The organism is Cobetia sp. (assembly GCF_983723665.1).
In genome coordinates this window covers 2,698-22,609 of record NZ_CFDJES010000013.1, presented here as the reverse complement: position 1 = coordinate 22,609, position 19,912 = coordinate 2,698, and the positions used below count along the sequence as shown (strand labels likewise).

At 64.6% G+C, this 19,912-nt stretch carries 17 protein-coding genes; 15 read left to right on the top strand and 2 right to left on the bottom strand.

The window, feature by feature from the left end; all coding sequences use genetic code 11:
- The 6 genes from AC4FAH_RS02800 to AC4FAH_RS02775 form a co-directional block, all read left to right on the top strand.
- A partial coding sequence (locus tag AC4FAH_RS02800) for a FadR/GntR family transcriptional regulator (RefSeq protein WP_490245622.1) occupies positions 1-898 on the top strand: 898 nt, incomplete at its 5' end.
- Between the two features lie 92 nt (positions 899-990).
- The gene (locus tag AC4FAH_RS02795; protein WP_490245621.1) at positions 991-2,073 is read left to right on the top strand and encodes a TRAP transporter substrate-binding protein; all 1,083 of its coding nucleotides are present in this window, start codon (positions 991-993) and stop codon (positions 2,071-2,073) included.
- A 169-nt stretch (positions 2,074-2,242) separates the two neighbouring features.
- A complete protein-coding gene (locus AC4FAH_RS02790; RefSeq protein ID WP_153636355.1) occupies positions 2,243-2,899 on the top strand; it encodes a TRAP transporter small permease subunit in 657 nt (218 codons plus the stop codon).
- On the top strand, positions 2,899-4,200 hold the full coding sequence (locus AC4FAH_RS02785; protein ID WP_043331381.1) for a TRAP transporter large permease: 1,302 nt from the start codon (positions 2,899-2,901) through the stop codon (positions 4,198-4,200). The genes AC4FAH_RS02790 and AC4FAH_RS02785 overlap by 1 nt, the downstream gene beginning before the upstream one ends.
- 296 nt (positions 4,201-4,496) lie before the next feature.
- On the top strand, positions 4,497-5,393 hold the full coding sequence (locus tag AC4FAH_RS02780) for an HAD-IIB family hydrolase (protein WP_153636354.1): 897 nt from the start codon (positions 4,497-4,499) through the stop codon (positions 5,391-5,393).
- A gap of 41 nt (positions 5,394-5,434) precedes the next feature.
- On the top strand, positions 5,435-6,646 hold the full coding sequence (locus AC4FAH_RS02775; RefSeq protein WP_054555542.1) for a glycosyltransferase family protein: 1,212 nt from the start codon (positions 5,435-5,437) through the stop codon (positions 6,644-6,646).
- 88 nt (positions 6,647-6,734) lie between these two features.
- Here AC4FAH_RS02775 and AC4FAH_RS02770 read toward each other — a convergent pair whose 3' ends face one another.
- Both AC4FAH_RS02770 and AC4FAH_RS02765 read right to left on the bottom strand, forming a co-directional pair.
- Entirely contained in the window at positions 6,735-8,633 is a 1,899-nt protein-coding gene (locus AC4FAH_RS02770; protein ID WP_279835525.1) for a sugar phosphorylase, read from the bottom strand.
- Positions 8,634-8,995: 362 nt separating this feature from the next.
- Positions 8,996-9,244 (bottom strand): GlsB/YeaQ/YmgE family stress response membrane protein, encoded by a 249-nt coding sequence (locus AC4FAH_RS02765; RefSeq protein ID WP_043331379.1) that lies wholly within the window; start codon positions 9,242-9,244, stop codon positions 8,996-8,998.
- A 398-nt stretch (positions 9,245-9,642) separates the two neighbouring features.
- Here AC4FAH_RS02765 and nrdR point away from each other — a divergent pair, with 398 nt between their 5' ends.
- The 9 genes from nrdR to lon all read left to right on the top strand — a co-directional run bounded on the left by nrdR (position 9,643) and on the right by lon (position 19,570).
- Complete coding sequence (gene nrdR, locus AC4FAH_RS02760) at positions 9,643-10,131, top strand: transcriptional regulator NrdR (protein ID WP_043331377.1); 489 nt, start codon at positions 9,643-9,645, stop codon at positions 10,129-10,131.
- Between the two features lie 232 nt (positions 10,132-10,363).
- The gene (gene ribD / locus AC4FAH_RS02755) at positions 10,364-11,518 is read left to right on the top strand and encodes a bifunctional diaminohydroxyphosphoribosylaminopyrimidine deaminase/5-amino-6-(5-phosphoribosylamino)uracil reductase RibD (RefSeq protein ID WP_490245620.1); all 1,155 of its coding nucleotides are present in this window, start codon (positions 10,364-10,366) and stop codon (positions 11,516-11,518) included.
- A 156-nt stretch (positions 11,519-11,674) separates the two neighbouring features.
- Positions 11,675-12,829 carry a bifunctional 3,4-dihydroxy-2-butanone-4-phosphate synthase/GTP cyclohydrolase II gene (ribBA, locus tag AC4FAH_RS02750; RefSeq protein ID WP_054555540.1) on the top strand — a complete coding sequence of 385 codons (1,155 nt, stop codon included), beginning with the start codon at positions 11,675-11,677 and terminating at the stop codon, positions 12,827-12,829.
- A gap of 111 nt (positions 12,830-12,940) precedes the next feature.
- A complete protein-coding gene (gene ribH / locus AC4FAH_RS02745) occupies positions 12,941-13,423 on the top strand; it encodes a 6,7-dimethyl-8-ribityllumazine synthase (protein WP_043331374.1) in 483 nt (160 codons plus the stop codon).
- On the top strand, positions 13,420-13,935 hold the full coding sequence (nusB, locus tag AC4FAH_RS02740) for a transcription antitermination factor NusB (RefSeq protein WP_054555539.1): 516 nt from the start codon (positions 13,420-13,422) through the stop codon (positions 13,933-13,935). The genes ribH and nusB overlap by 4 nt, the downstream gene beginning before the upstream one ends.
- A gap of 1 nt (position 13,936) precedes the next feature.
- The gene (thiL, locus tag AC4FAH_RS02735) at positions 13,937-15,055 is read left to right on the top strand and encodes a thiamine-phosphate kinase (protein ID WP_279835526.1); all 1,119 of its coding nucleotides are present in this window, start codon (positions 13,937-13,939) and stop codon (positions 15,053-15,055) included.
- Complete coding sequence (locus AC4FAH_RS02730; protein ID WP_043331372.1) at positions 15,052-15,525, top strand: phosphatidylglycerophosphatase A family protein; 474 nt, start codon at positions 15,052-15,054, stop codon at positions 15,523-15,525. Before thiL ends, AC4FAH_RS02730 begins: the two co-directional genes overlap by 4 nt.
- Positions 15,526-15,640: 115 nt before the next feature.
- Positions 15,641-16,921 (top strand): DUF945 family protein, encoded by a 1,281-nt coding sequence (locus AC4FAH_RS02725; protein ID WP_153636350.1) that lies wholly within the window; start codon positions 15,641-15,643, stop codon positions 16,919-16,921.
- Positions 16,922-17,116: 195 nt separating this feature from the next.
- Positions 17,117-19,570 (top strand): endopeptidase La, encoded by a 2,454-nt coding sequence (gene lon / locus AC4FAH_RS02720; protein ID WP_153636349.1) that lies wholly within the window; start codon positions 17,117-17,119, stop codon positions 19,568-19,570.
- The last annotated feature ends 342 nt before the right edge of the window (positions 19,571-19,912 follow it).

Below are 19,912 nucleotides of genomic sequence, written 5' to 3'. Positions count from 1 at the left end.
GACCACGCCTCCCACGAGTGCCGCTGGCGGCAGCCCGCGCACCAATGCCTCTTCTTCAACGCCCGTATCCACAGCGTCTGCCTCAGCTGGAGACACCTCGACCGCGCGTGTCGATGTCGCCGAATGGCTGGCGCAGGCCATCTTCGAGAATCGCTACCCGCCGGGCAGCCTGATTCCTCGTGAGCTGGACCTGTGTGATCAGCACGCCCAGAGCCGCGCCACCGTGCGCACCGCGATCCAGAGCCTGGTCAATGCCGGGATTCTCACCCGCACCACCGGCCAGGGCACCCGCGTCAATCCGCTCAGCGAGTGGCATCTGCTCGATCCGCGCGTGACCGGCTGGATGACGCGCTACGCGATGCCGCATCCGCAGCTGGCGCGGGACATCTACGCCTTCCGTATCTCCATCGAACCCTTCGTCGCCGCTCTGGCAGCCACCGAGGCCACCGCCCAGGACCTGTCCGCCATCGAGCAGGCCTACGACGGCATGGCCGCAGCGGTGCATGGCGGCAGCGCCATGGAGGAGTTCGACCGCGCCGATATCGCCTTCCACGACGCCATCTTCGCCGCGACCCACAACGTCATCTGGGCGCAGCTTGGCCATGTGCTCAAGCCGTCGATCAGCCTGCTGGTGGCGACTTCCAATCACAATGCCTCGGAGCTGGGTGACAGCCTCGGCCGCCATCGCGCGGTGATGGAGGCGATTCGTCTGCGCCAGCCCGATGCCGCCCACGCCGCGACCCTGCATGTGCTGGACCGCACCGGTCAGGACCTCGGGCTTGCCATGCCTGCGGCCTCTGAAGGCAGCCATCCCGCCGGGCGCGCCCAGGAACCGCTGGAGCTGCTGCGCCGCTTCGGCCAGCTGCCCAGCCTGTCTGCACCGCTATCAAGCGAGTGAACGGCACCTCGCGGCGTTTCGCCACGCCGGGGAGTGCCAGCACGTCTTCCACTGACCCTAGAACGTCATAACAACAAGCCAGGAGTTTCACCATGCCGCGTTCCACTATCTCGCCGCTCACCACTACCTCGCCGCTCACCACTGCCGCTCCCGCCCGTGTCACGCTCAAGGCGCTGGCTCTGTCCACCGCCGTGGCCGCCACGCTGATCGCCACACCGAGCTGGGCCGCCGAGTATGAATGGACCTTCCAGACCTCCGAGACGGCCGGGGAGCCGCAGTTCGAGGTCAAGAAGGCCTGGGCCGACAGCATCAAGACCATGTCGGATGGCCGCATCGCCATCGAGATCCTGCCGGTCAATGCCGTGGTGCAGGCCAACCAGACGCTGGACGCCGTCAGCGCCGGCATCCTGCAGGGCCACCTGACCGATCCGTCCTACTTCTCGGGCCAGAATCCGGCCTTCGGCATGCTGGGCAACCTGGTGGGCGCCTGGGGTGACCCGCTGGAATATCTCGAGTACATGCAGCACGGCGGCGGTGAGGAGCTCTACAACGAGCTGGTCGAGCCCTACGGCGTGCATCTGATCGGCGCGGGCGCCACCGGGCTTGAGTCCTTCGTCTCCAAGAAGCCGGTGCGCACCGTCGATGACCTCAAGGGCCTCAAGGTGCGTGCGCCGGAAGGCATGGTCTACAACATCTTCCAGAAGGCCGGCGCGGCGCCCGTCAACCTGCCGGGCTCCGAGGTCTACACCGGCCTGGAGAAGGGCGTGATCGACGCGGCGGATTACACCGTCTTCGCCACCAATGATGACCAGGGCCTGCACAGCTTCGCCAAGTACCCGTCCTACCCGGGCTTCCACTCCCTGCCGATGGTGGCGGTGTCGATGAACAAGGGCATCTGGGACGGCCTGCCGGCGGATCTCAAGGCGATCATGGAGAGCGCCACCGATGCGATGGCCTACGACATGGTCTTCACCCTCAAGGCGCGTGACATCAAGGCGGTGAGCGCGGCGCGTGCCAATCCGGATATTGAGGTGATCGACATGGCGCCGGAGGAGCGCGCCAAGTTCCGTCGCATCGCGCAGCAGGAGTGGAAGGTGTGGGCCGAGAAGAATGAGCTGACCGGCAAGGTCTACGAGTCCGTGGTCAGCTTCCTGACCGACCGCAACCTGATGTGAGCCCGCTGGCGCGCGGGATGGGCGCCAGCCGCCGTGTGGCAAGAGGCATCAGCTAACCACGCTTTTGGCCACACGATCGCAGAACGATAAAGACGCGGGAGATCAAGGTCGGCGTGCTCACTGGGCGCGCCGATTCTCCTTGAGGCAGCGAGTCAGCAAGGAATTCGATATGGCAGAACATGATGTGGCGTCGCCGGGGCTACCCGAGGCGTCGGATGACCACGACCCGAATCTGGGCACGCGGACGCCGCTGGACCGCCTGGTGGGCAAGGGCACGCGCGCCGCGGCGTGGCTGGTATTGCTGGCGATGGCGATCAGCGTGTTCGAGGTGGTGATGCGCTACGGCCTCGATTCGCCGACCTCCTGGGTGCACGAGACGGTGATCTTCCTGGTCGCGACCAGCTTCGCGCTGGGCGGCCCGGCGGCCCTGGCCAACAATCGCCATATTCGCGTGCGTGTGCTCTACGACCTGGTCGGCACGCGCTTTCGCTACGTGCTGGACTGTTTCAATGACGTGATGACGTTCGTCTTCTGTCTGGCGATGAGCTATGCGGGCTGGGTGATGTTCTGGCGTGCCTCGCACAGTCCGCTGGGCGAGTGGCAGCTGGAGCGTTCCGGCACCTCATGGAATCCGCCGTTTCCGGCGCTGACCAAGGGCGTGATCCTGTTCGCGCTGGCGGTGATGACCCTGCAGGCGCTGTGGCATCTCTACCAGACATTCTTCTCGCCCCGTCCGCCCGAGGGCGGCAGTGAGGGAAGTGGCGCATCCGACGCCACTTCCGATGCCGCTCCCGACGCCACAGCTGACCACAAGGAGCCGCGCTGATGGATATCGCAACGGCTACGATGCTGCTGGTCGGCGGCATCTTCGCGCTGCTGGTCACCGGCCTGCCGCTGGCCTTCGTCACCGGCCTGGTCGCGCTGGCCTACACCTTCGGCTGGTTCGGCCCGATGGCGCTGCCGCTGGTCACCAGTCGTGTCTATGGCTTCGTCACCGAGTATTCGCTGGTGGCGGTGCCGATGTTCGTGTTGATGGCCTCGCTGCTGGATCGCTCGGGGATCGCCAAGGACCTGTTCAATGCCATGCGCGTGATGGCAGGGCGACTGCCCGGCGGCGTGGCGATCCAGACCATCGTGGTGGCGTTCTTCCTCGCCGCGATGTCCGGCATCATCGGCGGCGAGATCGTGCTGCTGGGGATTCTGGCACTGCCGCAGATGCTCAGGCTCGGCTATGACAAGCACATCGCCATCGGCGTGGTGTGTGCCGGCGGCTCGCTGGGCACCATGATGCCGCCCTCCATCGTGCTGATCATCTATGGCCTGATCGCCAACCAGTCGATCGCGGACCTGTTCACCGCGGCGATCACCCCGGCCATCGTGCTGATGGCAAGCTACATCATCTACGTGCTGATCCGCTGTCTGCGCAACCCTTCACTGGGGCCGGTGATGCCCGAGGAGGAGCGCCGCGCCAGCTTCCAGAGCAAGCGTGAGCTGCTCAAGGCCATCGGCGTGCCGGCGGTCATCGCGGGGCTGGTGCTGGGCTCCATCTACGGTGGCGTGGCCTCGGTGACCGAAGCCGCGGCGATGGGCAGCTTCGGCGTGCTGGTGGCGGTGATGCTGCGCGGCGAGTTCTCCATCACCCTGATGCAGCGTGCGCTGTCCCAGACCATGAACACCTGCGGCATGATCATCTGGATCGGTATCGGCGCGGCGGCACTGGTCGGGGTCTACAACCTGATGGGCGGCAACCGCTTCGTGTCGAGCATGATTCTCGGCCTGGATATCCCGCCGCTGGCGATCATCATGGTGATGATGGCGATCCTGCTGCTGCTGGGGCTGTTCCTCGACTGGATCGGCATCGCGATGCTGACCCTGCCGATCTTCGTGCCGATCATCGTGCAGCTCGGCTACGACCCGGTATGGTTCGGTGTGCTGTTCGCGGTCAACATGCAGGTGTCCTTCCTGTCGCCACCCTTCGGGCCTGCCGCCTTCTATCTGAAAGGCGTGGCACCGGAAGGCATCAGTCTCAAGGATATCTTCGTCTCGCTGCTGCCGTTCATCGCCATCCAGCTGTGCGTGCTGGCGATGTTGCTGCTGTGGCCGCAACTGTCGCTGTGGCTGGTCTAGTCTCAACAGACTTAGCCGTAGACTCGACGCCCTCGCAGATGCGAGGGCGTCGTCGTTGGTGACGAAAGATTTGCGCCGTCGTGTGGCGAGGGGGCATGCATGGCAGGCTTTGTGCTCTTTTATGGTGCAAATGAGCGGACGCACAAACACAGCCACGGTGAGAAGGGGCAGGCTGTCATGGCAGCTGCACCATCTTGGCACATTCCCTGCAATGCTCTTGCAATGCCTGTCCGGTGCCACGAGATCCTGTCGAGGTGACCCCCGACACGCTGCAGCACTTCACGAGGAGAGTTCACATGTCAGAGACTCAAGCACCGCTGTTGTTGCTGACCGATCTGGATGGCTCGCTGCTGGATCACCACGATTACTCGCCTGGGGCGGCGCGCAGCTGGCTGACCCGCCTGCGCGCGCGCGGTGCCTGGATCGTCCCCAACACCTCCAAGACGGCGGCCGAACTGGCGCCGCTGATGGACTCGCTGGGCTTGGCGGGCCAGCCGTGGATCGCCGAAAACGGCGGCGTGGTGGCGTTGCCGGCCGATTGGCTGAGTGCCTACCCGCTGGAAGAGGCCAGCGCCCCGGACGCACACGGCCTGTGTCGTATCGCGGTGGCGATGCCCCGCGACAGGATTCTCGCGGTGCTGGAGGAGCTGAGCGGGGAGTTCGCCTTCGAGGGCTTTGCCTCGATGTCGGTGGCGAGAATCAGCGAGCTGACGGGGCTGGGGGAGGGCGACGCGGCCCTGGCGGGACAGCGTGATGCCAGTGAACCGCTGGTGTGGCGTGACGCGCCGGAGCGTCTCGAGGACTTTCGCACGCGTCTGGCCAGCCATGGCCTCAAGCTGACACGTGGTGGGCGCTTCCATCACGTGACCGGGGACAGCGACAAGGGCGTGGCAGCGCGCTATCTGATCGCCCGCTACCGGCTCTACGAGCGGGTGCGCCCCTGGACGCTGGGCTTCGGCGATGGCGCCAATGACCTGCCACTGCTGGCCGCGGTCGACAACGCTGTGCTGATCCCCGGCGTCGGTGATACCTCTCAGCGTGATCGGGAGCTTGCCGATTATCCGCTACTGGCGGATGAGCGCCGCTGTTTTCGCGCCAATCTCCCCGGACCGCAGGGATGGGTCGAGGGATTGCGTCACTGGCTGGCCAATGGCCAGCCGGAAGAATGGACATCCAGAGGTCTGGGCGCCTGACGCCTGCCTGATGCGTGTCTTCGGCATGACAAGGAGCTGACATGAGCGATTTTTACCAGAATGGCATCATCACCAACTTCCATAACCTGACCGATCGTCCGGTGGAAGATCTCGAAGCGGACCTGATGCGCTTCTCCCGCAAGCGACCGATGAGCCTGATTCTGCCGTCGCTGTATTCCGAGCTGGAAGGCCCGGCGCTCAAGCATATCGTCGAGGAGCTGGCGCAGGTGCCCTACCTCAGCGAGATCGTGATCGGGCTGGACCGCGCCGACCGTGACCAGTTCGAGCATGCCAAGGAGTTCTTCTCACATCTGCCGCAGCATCACCGCATCCTGTGGAACGACGGCCCGCGTCTGCGGGCGCTGGATGAGGAGCTGACCGAGCATGGCCTGGCGCCGATGGAAGCCGGCAAGGGGCGCAATGTCTGGTACTGCTCAGGCTACGTCCAGGCCTCGGGCATCGCCGAGGCGGTGGCACTGCATGACTGCGATATCGTCACCTATGACCGCGGCCTGTTGGCGCGCCTGATCTACCCGGTGGCCCATCCGCAGTTCAACTACGAGTTCTGCAAGGGCTACTACTCGCGCATCGCCCAGGGCAAGCTGAACGGCCGCGTGGCACGCCTGATGGTCACGCCGTTGATCCGTGCGCTCAAGAAGGTCTATGGCCCGCTGCCGTACCTGGATTATCTCGACAGCTATCGTTATCCGCTGTCCGGCGAATTCTCGATGCGCACCGACGTGCTGGCGGACATCCGCATTCCCAGTGACTGGGGGCTGGAGATCGGCGTGCTGTCCGAGGTCCATCGCAACTACTCCACCAAGCGTCTGTGTCAGGTGGACATCGCCGATGCCTACGATCACAAGCACCAGCCGCTGTCCGAGGAAGATGCGCTGGGCGGTTTGAATCGCATGAGTTTGGACATCGCCAAGGCCATGTATCGCAAGCTGGCCACGCTGGGCGTCGAGATGCACGGCGAGACCTTCCGCACCATCAAGGCCACCTACTACCGTATCGCGCTGGACCTGATCGAGACCTACTACAACGATGCCGTCATGAATGGCCTGACGGTGGACCGCCACAGTGAGGAAGCGGCGGTGGAGCTGTTCGCCGCCAACATCATGGATGCCGGCAGCGCCTTCCTCGACAATCCGCGCGACAAGCCCTTCATCCCGAGCTGGAACCGGGTGCAGTCAGCCGTGCCGGACCTGCTCGAGCGCATGCACGAAGCGGTGGAGCTGGACAACCAGTAAGGCTCGCGGCGGGAAACAGCAAGACCTACGACAACGGGGCTGCCACTGGCAGCCCCGTTGTCGTAGGCAGAAGGAAGAAACGCGGGCGTCAGACGACCTCGATGGCCGGCGGGCGCACGGTTTGCTCCATCAGCCAGGCCGCCTGATAGGGACGGCGGGCCATGGTGGGATCGTAGGCCTTGTCGTGGCACAGGTGGTCGGTCAGCGCGACGCCTTGCCAGCTTTCCGGCAGCGGCAGTACGCGCGGCTGATCGGTGACATTGAGGGCGAACAGCAGGCGTCGCCCTTCATGGGTGACGCGCTCGAAGACGAAGAAATCCGGGCCGACATCGAAGACATTCTGGTCGGCATCCGGGTGGAAGCAGGGTTCGTTGCGGCGCAGTGCCATGCGGCGCTTGAGGGCGTGGAAGACCTCATGGGTCGCGGTGTTGGGGCTTGCCAGCAGCGCTTCCAGTTCATCACGCTGCCATTTGCGGCGGTTGATGGCGCGCAGATGGCCATCGCGCTCGACGCCTTCCTGGTGGTTGGGAGTCGCGGTCAGCGAGTGGATGTACAGCCCCGGGATGCCCTGCAGGCTCAGCATCAGGGTCTGACTGGCGATGAAGCGCTCGATCTGCCACGGGTCCTGGCCGCGCCGCGTGCCCTTGAGCGCATCGAAGTAGCTGATGTTGAGCTCATAGGGGGTGTCGGCGCGCCCGGGGTTGGCGCGCATGCTGACGTAGCCACCGAAGTCATGCACCAGCCGCACCAGGGTGTCGCGCTCGTGGTCGGGCAGCAGGCCCTCAAGGGCGCGAACGCCGATACCGTCGTGACTGGCGGTGAAGTTGAAGTAGCTGCAGCCGGAAGGCAGGGACGGCAGGCTGGTGGCCCACTGGGTCAGGGCGCTGGCATCGCCGGAGGTCAGGGTGTGCAGCGTCAGCGGCGGCAGCGTGAACTGATAGATCAGGTGCGCTTCATCGGCCTGGGCGCTGCCCTCGATGGCGGTGAGGTCGTGCTGTGACAGGCGATCGAGCCCGAAGTAGGACATGTTCTCGGCGTGGGGCACGTTGGTTTCGGTGATCAACAGGCTGCCCGGCGCCAGATGGTCGACGATGGCGCGCAGCAGGCGCACCACGGCGTGTGTCTCCGGCAGGTGGATGCAGGAGGTGCCCTGGCGTTTCCACAGGAATGCCACCGCATCGAGGCGGATGATGCCCGCGCCCTGCTCGAGGTAGTAAAGCAGGATGCCGATGAACTCGAGCAGCACATCGGGATTGGCGAAGTTCAGGTCGATCTGGTCATCCGAGAAGGTTGCCCAAAGATGGCGCAGGCCACGACGGGTATGCACCGGCGTGAGCAGGGCAGATGGACGCGGGCGCACGACCTCGGAGACATCGGTGTCGGGGTCCATCTCGATGAAGTAGTCGCGGCCGGGCTGCACGCCGGCCAGATAATCGGCGAACCACAGTGACTCGCGCGAGCAGTGATTGATGACCAGGTCTGCCATCAGGTCGCGCTGCTCACTCAGGCGCCGGATGTCCTGCCAGTCGCCGAGGACCGGATTGACCTCGCGATAGTGGATGACGCTGAAGCCGTCATCGCTGCTCCACGGAAAGAAGGGCAGCACGTGGACACCGGACAGGCTGTCGTCCAGTCGGCTGGCGAGGAAGTCGTGCAGGGTCGCCAGTGGCGCCTCGCCTTCCTGCTGCAGGCTGTCGCCGTAGGTGATCAGCCACTGGTCGCGCTCGCTCCAGAGCGGCTCGCCTTCCGGTACGCGGGGGTTGAGGCGCGTGCGATGGAAATCCAGCACCGTCTCCAGGCGTCTGAGGACTTCTTCATGACGCTGTGGGTAGATCTCGGCGAGCAGGCGTGTGGCGTGCGCCTGGAAATCAGCTTGCGAGAGACGTTTGGCGAGAGAGACTCTGGCGCGTGGCCTGGCGCTGCCCTCGCTCGGCGCAGGATCTGAGGCAGTGGATGTCGAGTGATCGGGAGATGACGTATCGGACATGGGCAATCCTCGTGGCAGCAAAAGCGGTCAGACTCTGCCTCGTGAGCCGCAATGGCAGAGCGTGTCGCGGGTGATCTTCGGGAAGCCCGCCGGTGCAATCCTGCGGGGCCGGTGGCAAGACTGGAAATCACATATCAGATGAAGTCGGCTGGCCGTCGCTTGGTGAAATCCCTGAATGGCGCATCGCTCAGCGGCGCCCGTGGGTGACGGCCTGGCGCCTTTACTCATGAGTCATGCACGCCTCGGGCCAGATTCGTCAAGCCTGCAAGGCAGGACGGCCAGCCTGCATGTGCCGGCTGGCCGTCCTGTCTGGCGTCATGTGGCCTGCGGCCAGCTGACGCCACTGCGCTTCATGACATGCTTTACTTGCGCAGCACGCGATACAGAATCAGCAGAATGACGGCGCCGAGCACGGCGATGACAAAGCTGGCCAGATTGAATCCCGTCACTTCACCGAAACCCATCAGGGTGCCGACCCAGCCACCGACCACGGCACCCAGGATGCCGATGATGCTGGTGACGATGATGCCACCCGGGTCCTTGCCGGGCACGATCACCTTGGCGATGATGCCGGCAATAAGACCGAATATGATCCATGCAATGATTCCCATGTCGCAGCTCCTTGCGTCATCGTGATCAATCTCGCGGCAGAGATCATTCGCCGCCAGTCGTGAAAGGATTTCACGGCTCGGGCAAGCGTCCTTGTGAGGCGCTGCACCCTGATGTCATCTTTCGGTTATCGGGCGGGGATTTCAAGCCTGCCGGCAGGTTGATGGACGCTTTCGCCGCGGTGTCCGCCCCCCCGGGGCGACAATCCAGGAAACTCCTGTCGCCCCTTGGGCGCTCCTCAAGGCTAGTTCAGTCATGTCGGGGCTGACATAGGCTCCCGTGGCGGTGCCTTAACGGTTACAATACCCGCCATTCGCTGTCATTCGGCTGCGCTGCGCCACTTCCTCGCTGTGCTTCGCGCGGGGCCGCAGCCACCTCGCACCCAAGCAGGCTCTCCAACATGCACTGTCCCTTCTGTGGAACTCATGAAACCAAGGTCACGGATTCCCGACTGGTGGTCGAGGGTGACCAGGTGCGGCGGCGTCGCCAGTGCGCGGCCTGCGGTGAGCGTTTCACGACCTACGAAACGGCGGAGCTGGTCATGCCGCGCGTGGTCAAGGGCGACGGTTCGCGTGAGAGCTTCGATGAGCACAAGCTGCGTGCCGGCATGCTGCGCGCGCTGGAAAAGCGCCCGGTTTCCTCCGAGCTGATCGAGGCCGCGGTGGAGCGCATTCGTCAGCGTCTGCGTGCCACCGGCGAACGTGAGATCGAGGCGCGGCGCATCGGTGATGAGGTCATGCAGCAGCTCAAGCGGCTGGATCAGGTCGCCTATATCCGCTTCGCTTCGGTCTATCGTCGCTTCCAGGATCTTGATGAGTTCCGCGCCGAGATTGACCGTCTCGCCCAGGAACCCAGCTTCCTGCCGGGCGAGGAAGACGCGCGGCCCTGATGCCTCGCCACAGGCATCCTTGCAGATGCCCTCGAGGCCTGCGCCTGCTGGCCCTGTCGCGTCACGCTGCGTGGCTCAGGCCTCGGGGTATTGGCCGCCGCCTGGGCAACGCCTGACCTTCTCTCGTTTCACGCCAAGGTATCGCATGTCTCTTTCTCCTCATGCTTCTCATGCTCCCCGTGACAGCCACTCTCACGACCGCAGTGCTCCCTCGGCGCGTGATGCGCGCCACATGGCCCACGCCCTGCGCCTGGCACGACTGGGCAGCTACACGACGCAGCCCAATCCGCGTGTCGGCTGTGTCCTGGTAGAGGCCGAGACCGACGAGGTGATCGCGAGCGGCTTTCACGTGCGTGCCGGGGAAGGGCATGCCGAGGTCAATGCGCTGGCAGAGGCAGGCGAGCGCGCGCTGGGCTGCGTGGCCTATGTGACGCTGGAGCCCTGCTCCCACACCGGGCGTACCGGCCCTTGCTCACTGGCGCTGATCGCGGCGGGCGTCTCGCGGGTGGTGATCGCGATGCGTGATCCGAATCCGCAGGTCGCCGGGCGCGGCATCGCGCTGCTGCAGGGCGCGGGCATCGCGGTGACGGTCGGGGTGATGGAGCAGGAGGCGCGAGCGCTCAATCCCGGCTTCCTGTCACGCATGGAGCGCGGTCGGCCCTTCGTGCGCCTCAAGCAGGCCATGAGTCTGGACGGGCGCACGGCGATGGCTTCCGGCGAATCCCAGTGGATCACCGGCCCCGAAGCGCGCAGTGCCGTGCAGCGTCTGCGCGCGCGCTCCAGCGTGGTGATGAGCGGCATCGAGTCGGTCATCTTCGATGATTCGCGTCTCAATGTGCGCGCCGACCAGCTCGGGCTCGAAGACCATCCGCTGGGGCTCAAGGCGCTGGTGGCGCGTCAGCCGTTGCGCGTGGTGGTGGACAGCCATCTGCGTCTGCCGCTGGCGGCGCGCATTCTGGCGCAATCCGGTCGTACGCTGCTGGTATGTGTCGCGGATGAGACAGCGGCGCAGGCTGAGCGACGTACCTTGTTGGAGGCGGCCGGTGCCGAGGTGCTGGCGCTGCCGGCCGGCGAAGATGGCCGCGTGGACCTCGAGGCCCTGCTGCGTTATCTGGCCGAGCACGAGCAGGCCAACGAGGTACTGCTGGAAACCGGCGCGGTACTGGCCGGGGCCATGATTAATGCGGGGCTGGTCGATGAGATGCAGCTCTTCATGGCCCCGACGCTGCTGGGGGGCGAGGCTCGCCCGCTGCTGGCGCTGCCGGGGCTGGATCACATGGCGCAGCAGCGACGGGTCGAGATTCGCGGTATCCGGGCGGTGGGGCGTGATTGGCGCATCACCGCAGTGCCGGTAGCATCGCCAGACCCGCAGGAGAGCGGCGACTGATTTCTTCTTGTCACGCAAGCACTTGCCGCCGTCTGGCGACAGCGGCGTCGCTGGGTGCTGGCGCAAAACGGGGTGGCGGGGTACCCTGACGCCCGACTTTTTGATAATACGCGTGGGTCCGGCATGGGCCGGCGCAGCCCGTAAAGTGGAGCAAGCATGGCGCTATCAGGCATCGCAGCACTCGTCGAGGATATCCGGCAAGGCAAGATGGTCATCCTCATGGATGACGAGGATCGTGAGAATGAAGGCGACATCATCATCGCCGCGGAAGCCGTGACAGCCGAGCACATCAACTTCATGGCACGCCACGCGCGTGGCTTGATCTGCATGCCGATGTCGCGTGAGCATTGCGAACAGCTCCAGCTGCCACTGATGGTTCAGGCCAACGGTTCCGGCTTCGGCACCAAGTTCACGCTCTCCATCGAGGCCACCGAAGGCGTCACCACCGGCATCTCGGCGGCTGACCGCGCCCGTACCGTGCAGGCTGCCGCCGCGCGCAATGCGCGCCCGCAGGACATCGTCCAGCCGGGGCACATCTTCCCGCTGATGGCGGAACCGGGTGGCGTGCTGCGTCGTGCCGGCCATACCGAGGCGGCCTGTGACCTGGCGTCCATGGCGGGCTTTGGCGCGACCGGCGTGATCTGTGAGGTCATGAACGACGACGGCAGCATGGCGCGTCGTGAAGAGCTCGAGCGCTTCGCCGCCGAGCATGACCTCAAGGTCGGCACCATTGCGGACCTGATCGAATATCGCATCCACAATGAGCAGACCGTGGAAGTGCTGGACAGCGAGCAGGTCGAGACCGCCTTCGGCGAGCTGACGCTGCATTGCTTCAGCGATCGCATCCAGGGCCGTCACCACCTGGCGCTGGTCAAGGGCACGCCGGACGCCGAGTCTCTGACCACCGTGCGCGTGCACGTGCAGGACCCGATGCGCGACCTGCTGACCCTGCGTCAGCCGGGCAGCAGCAGCTGGGCGCTCAATGATGCGCTCGCCGAAGTCGCCGCCGCCGATGCCGGCGTGCTGGTACTGCTGGACACCGGCAGCGACGCGATGGATTACAAGGATCGTCTCGATGTCTTCCTCGGACGACGTCGTACGCCGCGCACCAACGAATCCGATGGTGCGGGCAATTATCTGACCACCGGTACCGGTGCCCAGATCCTTCGGGATCTCGGTGTCGGCCGGATGCGTCTGCTCAGCTCGCCGTGGAAGTTCTCTGCCCTGTCCGGGTTTGGCCTCGAAGTGGTCGAACTGGTCGGCAGTGATGACACGGCAGGCGAGACAGGCGCAGACGCCGCAGGCGCGTAAGCGCTTCGGCACCCCAAATGGCGGGGGAGGTTGCGCACTTCTGGCGGCCTTCCCCGGTATGATTGATATCCCCGCCCCGGTTCTCCGGGGCGCTAGCATTGTGGACTGACCATGCAACCGATTGCTCAACTCGAAGGCACTTTCACCAATGTCGATGGCCGTTACGTCATCGTCGTCGGGCGTTTCAACCACCATGTCGTCGACAGCCTGGTGGAAGGCGCGGTCGATTCTCTCGTACGCCACGGCGTCGATGAGGAAAACATCGACCTGATCCACGTGCCGGGTGCCTGGGAAATTCCGCTGGCCGTCAAGGCCGTGCTGGCCAAGGTCAAGCCGCACGCCGTCATCACGCTGGGCGCGGTGATCCGCGGTGGTACGCCGCACTTCGAATATGTCGCCGGTGAATGCAACTCCGCGCTGTCGCGTCTGCAGCTCGAATTCGACACCCCGGTCGCCAATGGCGTGCTGACGGTGAATTCCATCGAGCAGGCCATCGAGCGTGCCGGCACCAAGGCTGGCAACAAGGGTACCGAAGCGGCCATGGCGGCGATGGAAATGGTCTCCCTGCTCAAGGCCATGGGAGGTGACGCGTGAGCGAACGCAAGGAACGTACCGAGCGCGAGCCGTCCAAGCAGCAGCAGGCGCGTCGCGCCGCTCGCGAGCTGGCCGTGCAGGGCATCTACCAGTGGCAGATGACCGGCAAGAACATGACCACCATCGAAGCCGAGTTCCGTGGTCAAAAGGTCGACGATGACGTCGAGCTGCACGAGAACTGGGTCGAGGTGATGCGCATCGCCGACCAGGCCCTGTTCCACGAGCTGCTGCACAACGTGCCGCGCTTCCAGAAAGAACTGGATGCCAGCATCAGCCCGCTGCTCGACCGTCGCCTGCAGGATCTCGACGAGATCGAGCTGGCCATCCTGCGTCTGGGCGCCTACGAGCTGTCCAAGCGCATGGAAGTGCCGTATCGCGTGGCGATCAACGAAGGGGTCGAGCTGGCCAAGACCTTCGGTGCCACCGACGGGCACAAGTACGTCAACGGGATCCTCGACAAGCTGGCAGTCAAGCTGCGCAGTGCCGAGGTGACCCAGGCCCGCCTGCGCTGACATGCCAGGTGAATTCGAGCTGATTGCCCGCTACTTCCAGCGCGATCTGTCCGGGGCACCGGGCGTGTTGCTGGGGCCGGGTGACGACTGTGCACTTCTTGCCGCCAGTGATGGCATGCAGATGGCGGTCAGTGTCGATACCTCGGTGGCGGGGGTGCACTTCCCGCCGGATGCGCCTGCGGCGTCCATTGGCCATCGCGCCCTGGCCGTCAATCTGTCTGATCTGGCGGCGATGGGCGCGACCCCGCGCTGGGCGTTGCTGGCCCTGACGTTGCCGGACGTGGATGAAGACTGGCTGCATGGTTTTGCAGCCGGTTTCCACGCGCTGGCGGATCGCTACGGCATCGCGCTGGTAGGCGGCGACGTCACGCGCGGCCCGCTCTCCATCACGATCACCGTGCATGGCGAGCTGCCGTGCGTGCTCGAGCCTGCCCAGCAGGCCGACAGCGTGACCCGCCCGATTCTGCGGCGTGACGGTGCCCGCGAGGGGGATCTCATCGCGGTCACCGGCCTGCCGGGGCTGGCGCATGCTGGCCTCAAGGCCTGGCAGGATGGCGTACGCGATGTGCTGAATCCTTGCCTGGCGGCCTACCTGCGACCAGAACCGCGGGTCGATGCGGGGCTGGCGCTGCGTGAGCTGGCCAGTGCGGGCCTGGATGTCTCCGATGGCGTGATGGGCGACCTGGCACACATCTGTCGTGCCAGTCAGCTGTCGGCGTCGCTGGAGCTTGGCGAACTGCCGCTGGCGCCGGAGCTGGTCACGGCGCTGGGCGAGCAGGGTGCCCGCGAGGCGGTCCTCAATGGCGGCGACGATTACGAGCTGTTGCTCACGCTGCCCCAAGAGAATCTCGAGACGGCCAGGCTCGCCCTGCGCTCGCTCAATCTGTCCTTGAATGTCATCGGTCGCATGCAGGCGGCGGGCAGCGATGCGCCGCGCGTGATGCTGATGGACAAGGGCGTTGAGCAGGCAGCGACGGGCCAGAGCTGGCAGCATTTCTCTGCCTCGCAGGCTTCTGTCACACAGGGCTCTGACACACAGGTCTCTGCCACGCAGGCTTCTAGGGCAGACGGCTCCGGCGGCGATGCGTCGCCACGCAACGCGAACGGGGTGGCACCATGAATCGCGCTCCCGCCAGTGTCTGGCGGCGCCCCGTCCACTTCCTGGCCTTCGGTCTGGGCAGTGGTACCGCGCCCTTTGCACCGGGCACCTTCGGTACTCTCGCGGCAATCCCGTTCTACTGGCTGATGACCAACCTCACGCTGTGGCCGTATCTGGCCATCGTGCTGGTCGCGTCGCTGGTCGGGATCTGGATCTGTGATCGCACCTCGCGCGATCTCGGTGTGCATGATCACTCCGGGATCGTCTGGGACGAATTCGTCGGCTATTGGATCACGATGGCCGCCGTGCCATTCTCTTGGCAGGCAGCGCTATGGGGCTTCGTGGTCTTCCGGGTCTTCGATATTCTCAAGCCATGGCCGATTCGCTGGGCCGACCGCCGGGTTGCCGGTGGCTTCGGCATCATGCTGGATGACGTCTTCGCCGGTATCTATGCCTGGTCGACGATGCATCTGTGGCTGTGGTTGCACTGACGCTTCGCTGCCTTGGTGGCGAGGCTCACGCACATGTTTCACTGATGGAAGCAGATGCGACAAGAGGCACCGCGCAGACGGTGTGATGCTCCAATAACGGACAAGGGTTAATGCGATGGGCAAGGGACTGGTAACCGCGACGGCAGTGGTCGTCATCGGGGCAGCCGGCTATGTCGGCGGCGTGGCTTACTCAAGCCAGCGCTTTGAAGATGAGATGGCCCGCATGGTGGCAGAGCTCGACAGGAGCTCCGACATCAAGGCGACCCGTGAGGATGTCGACAGCGGCTGGTTCGGCTCCACGGGCCGGGTAGAGATGGAACTCGCCACCGGGGACGGTGAAGGTCCCATGCGCATCGTACTGCCCTATGAAGCCGGCCACGGCCTGCTGTCGACCACCATGCAGGGCAACGTCAAGGTGCTGTACGGTACGCCGTCACGCGATGTCTTCGCCGAAGTGCTCGGCGATGGCAAGGCGATCGCCTTCGATGGCAGCGTCGACAACTTCAGCGGCGCCAGCGACACCACCCTGACCTTGCCGGCCTTCGACTGGCAGGACTCGGAGAGCGGCACGCGCATCGACTTCCAGGGCGGTGAGCTGCTGGCCTCCCACGATGGCGGTGACACCCCGGAAATTACCGTGGATGGTGAGATCACGCCGTTCGATATCACCAATGGCGCCGAGAAGGTCAGCGTCGGCACCCTGAGCCTCAACGGCATCTATCGCGGGGCGGACAATGACTTCCGCCAGGACGACAAGATCGTGCTGGACACCCTGACCATCGACAACGGCACCGGTCAGCCGCCGGTGGTCGCCAGCGATATCCGTTACAGCGGCGAAACGCGTCTGGACCCGACCGAGCTGCGCTATCTGATGAAGCTGTCGGTGCAGGATGTCAGTGCGGGTGATCAGCAGATGGCCAGCGGCGACGTGTCCATCTCGATCGACCGTCTGCAGGGTGCGGCCGTCTATGACTTCATCACCCAGCTGCAGGGCTTGCTGGAAGAAGCGGGCAAGCCGTTCGAGGAGCTGAGCGAAGAGCAGCAGGTCGCCATCCTCGAGAAGGTCGAAGCGCCGCTGTTCACCATGCTGAGCACCTCTCCGCGCATGACGCTGGAATCGCTGAATGCCAAGAGCGATGCCTTCGGTGTCGACATGCAAGGTGATGGCCAGATGATTCTCGATGGTGCCGACATCACTGATCTGACCATCCAGGAACTGCAGACCGTACCGGGTCAGCAGGCCTTCCTGAATCGTCTGAGCGGGCGCTTCGAGTTCCGCAACGTGCCGCCGATGATGGCCATGATGGCGGGTGTCTCTCCGCAGGCCGCCGACCGCAACCTCGTGGTCGAGATCGACGGTGACAGCGTGAAGATCAACGGCACCCCGATCTACTGAGCGCCGCGCAGTATGCTGGAAACGACAATGCCCGCCTCATGGCGGGCATTGTCGTTTCCAGGGGGCGCATCAGGTGCCACCCTGAACACGCAGTGTTGCGCCCCCGGTGCGGCAAGCCTGCCTTGATAAAGTGGCTCACTGGCCGCATTGGGGGAGATGATCGCCTCAACCGAGGCCTGGTTTCATGAGGGTTGCATGCCACGTCACGAAGAGATTTCCGATAACGACGATATTCTTGCCGGCTTCGAGGATGACAGCCAGTCACAAGAGCCTTCTTCTTCTTCCGCCTCGGGTGGGCTGGTGCCCAGTGGTGACCAGCTGCCGGAGCGCATCTACCTGCTGCCGATTCACAATCGCCCGTTCTTCCCGGCCCAGGTCCAGCCGCTGGTGATCAACAAGCAGCGTTGGGCCGAGACCATGCAGCTGGTCGGCAATACGCCGCATCATGCTGTCGGTCTGGCCTTCGTCGGCGATGTCGAGGTCGATGAGCTGGGGGTCGAGCACTTCCCCGAGATCGGCTCTGCCGTACGCGTCCACAAGCCTGAAGACGGCGATGACCAGGTACAGTTCATCGCCCAGGGACTGCGCCGCTTCCGCATCACGCGCTGGCTGTCGCGCAAGCCTCCCTATCTGGTCGAGGTCACCTATCCGCGCGAGCCGGTCGATGCCGAGAGCGATGAGGCGCGCGCCTACGCGATGGCGATGATCAACGGCATAAAGGAACTGCTGCCGATCAACCCGCTGTACGGCGAGGAGCTCAAGCAGTACCTCAACCGCTTCAGCCCGCATGAACCGGGTCCGCTGACTGATTTCGCCGCCGCCATCACCTCGGCCAAGGGCGCTGAGCTGCAGGAGGTGCTGGAGTCGCTGCCGGTGATGGAGCGCATGCAGAAGGTGCTGCCCCTGCTGCGCAAGGAAATCGAGGTCGCACAGCTGCAGACCGAGATCTCCCAGCAGGTCAACGCGCAGATGGAGAAGCATCAGCGCGAATTCTTCCTGCGCGAACAGCTCAAGGTCATCCAGCGTGAGCTGGGCATCTCCAAGGATGATCGCGAGAACGACGTCGATACCTTCCGCGGCCGTCTCGACGAGCTCAAGGTGCCGGAGCGTGTCCAGTCGCGCATCGATGATGAGCTCGACAAGCTGTCGGTGCTGGAGACCGGCTCGCCGGAATACGGCACCACGCGCAACTATCTTGACTGGCTGACCTCGCTGCCGTGGGGCATCACCTCCACCGATCAGCTCAATCTGGCGCATGCGCGCACCGTTCTCAATCGCGATCACGATGGGCTGGATGATGTGAAGTCACGCATCGTCGAGTTTCTGGCCGAGGGCACCTTCAAGGGCGATGTCGGCGGCTCGATCCTGCTGCTGGTCGGCCCGCCCGGCGTGGGCAAGACCTCCATCGGGCGCTCCATCGCCCAGGCGCTGGGTCGTGAGTTCTATCGCTTCTCGATCGGCGGCATGCGCGATGAGTCCGAGATCAAGGGCCATCGCCGCACCTACGTGGGCGCCATGCCCGGCAAGCTGGTGCAGGCGCTCAAGGAGGTCAAGGTCGAGAATCCGGTGATCATGCTCGATGAGATCGACAAGCTGGGGCAGTCCTTCCAGGGCGACCCGGCCTCGGCGCTGCTCGAGGTGCTGGATCCGGAGCAGAACGTCGACTTCCTCGATCACTACCTCGATGTACGCCTCGATCTCTCCAAGGTGCTGTTCGTTTGTACCGCCAATACGCTGGACAGCATTCCCGGCCCGCTGCTGGACCGTATGGAGCAGATTCGCCTCTCCGGCTACATCGCCGAGGAGAAGATGGCGATCGCCAAGCACCACCTGTGGCCGAAGCTGCTGACCCGCGACAACATCCCCAAGAAGCGCATCAATCTGAGTGATGCCGCGCTGCGTCAGGTCATCGAAGGCTATGCGCGTGAGGCCGGCGTGCGCCAGCTGGAGAAACAGCTGCACCGTATCGTGCGCAAGGCGGCGGTGAAGTTGCTGGAAGAGGAGCTTCCGACCGTGAAGGTCTCGGTCAAGAACCTCGAGGAATTCCTCGGTGCGCCGATCTTCCGTCGCGAGAAGGTCCTGGCCGGCGAAGGCGTGGTGACCGGGCTTGCCTGGACCAGCATGGGCGGTGCGACCCTGCCCATCGAAGCTACCCGGGTGCATGGCCTGACACGTGGCTTGAAGTTGACCGGCAAGCTGGGCGACGTGATGCAGGAGTCGGCCAACATCGCCTACTCCTACACCCTGGCCAATCTCGAGGCCTACGATGCCGAGCCGGACTTCTTCAACGAGTCCTTCATTCACCTGCACGTGCCTGAAGGCGCGACGCCCAAGGACGGCCCCAGCGCCGGCGTGACCATGACCACGGCGCTGATGTCGTTGGCCAAGCATCAGGCGCCGCGCAAGGGGCTGGCGATGACCGGTGAGCTGACCTTGACCGGTCAGGTGCTGCCGGTGGGCGGTATCCGCGAGAAGGTGATTGCGGCGCGGCGCAGTGATATCTACGAGCTGATTCTGCCGCAGGCCAACCAGCGCGATTACGATGAGCTGCCGGAATACCTGAAGGAAGGCATGATCGTGCACTTCGCGGCGCGCTACGCGGATGTCTCGCGTGTGGTCTTCGACAGTGACAGCGCCCAGCGTCATTGAGTGGTGTGTGATCAGCGGCGAGCCCTGAGTGGCAAGCGCTGATTGCCAGGCTCTGATTGCCAGGCTCTGAGCGCCAGATGCTGAGCTCCACCAGCGCCGAAGTCAGCCGCAAGACGACAGAGGCCCCGCCAATTGGCGGGGCCTCTGTCGTTTCTGTGCTTTCTGCTGCCTGTGCTTTCTTCTTGCTGTGCTTGGGTTTGTCGATTGTCTGTCGATTCCGGGAAAGTCTGGGAGAGCGATTGGAAGAGCGATCGGGAGGGTGGTCGTGAAAGGAGCTGGTCAGCCTGGCTCGTGCTCAGGCGGTGTCGAGTTGCTCGAGGACGGCCGCCTCGGCGGCATTGC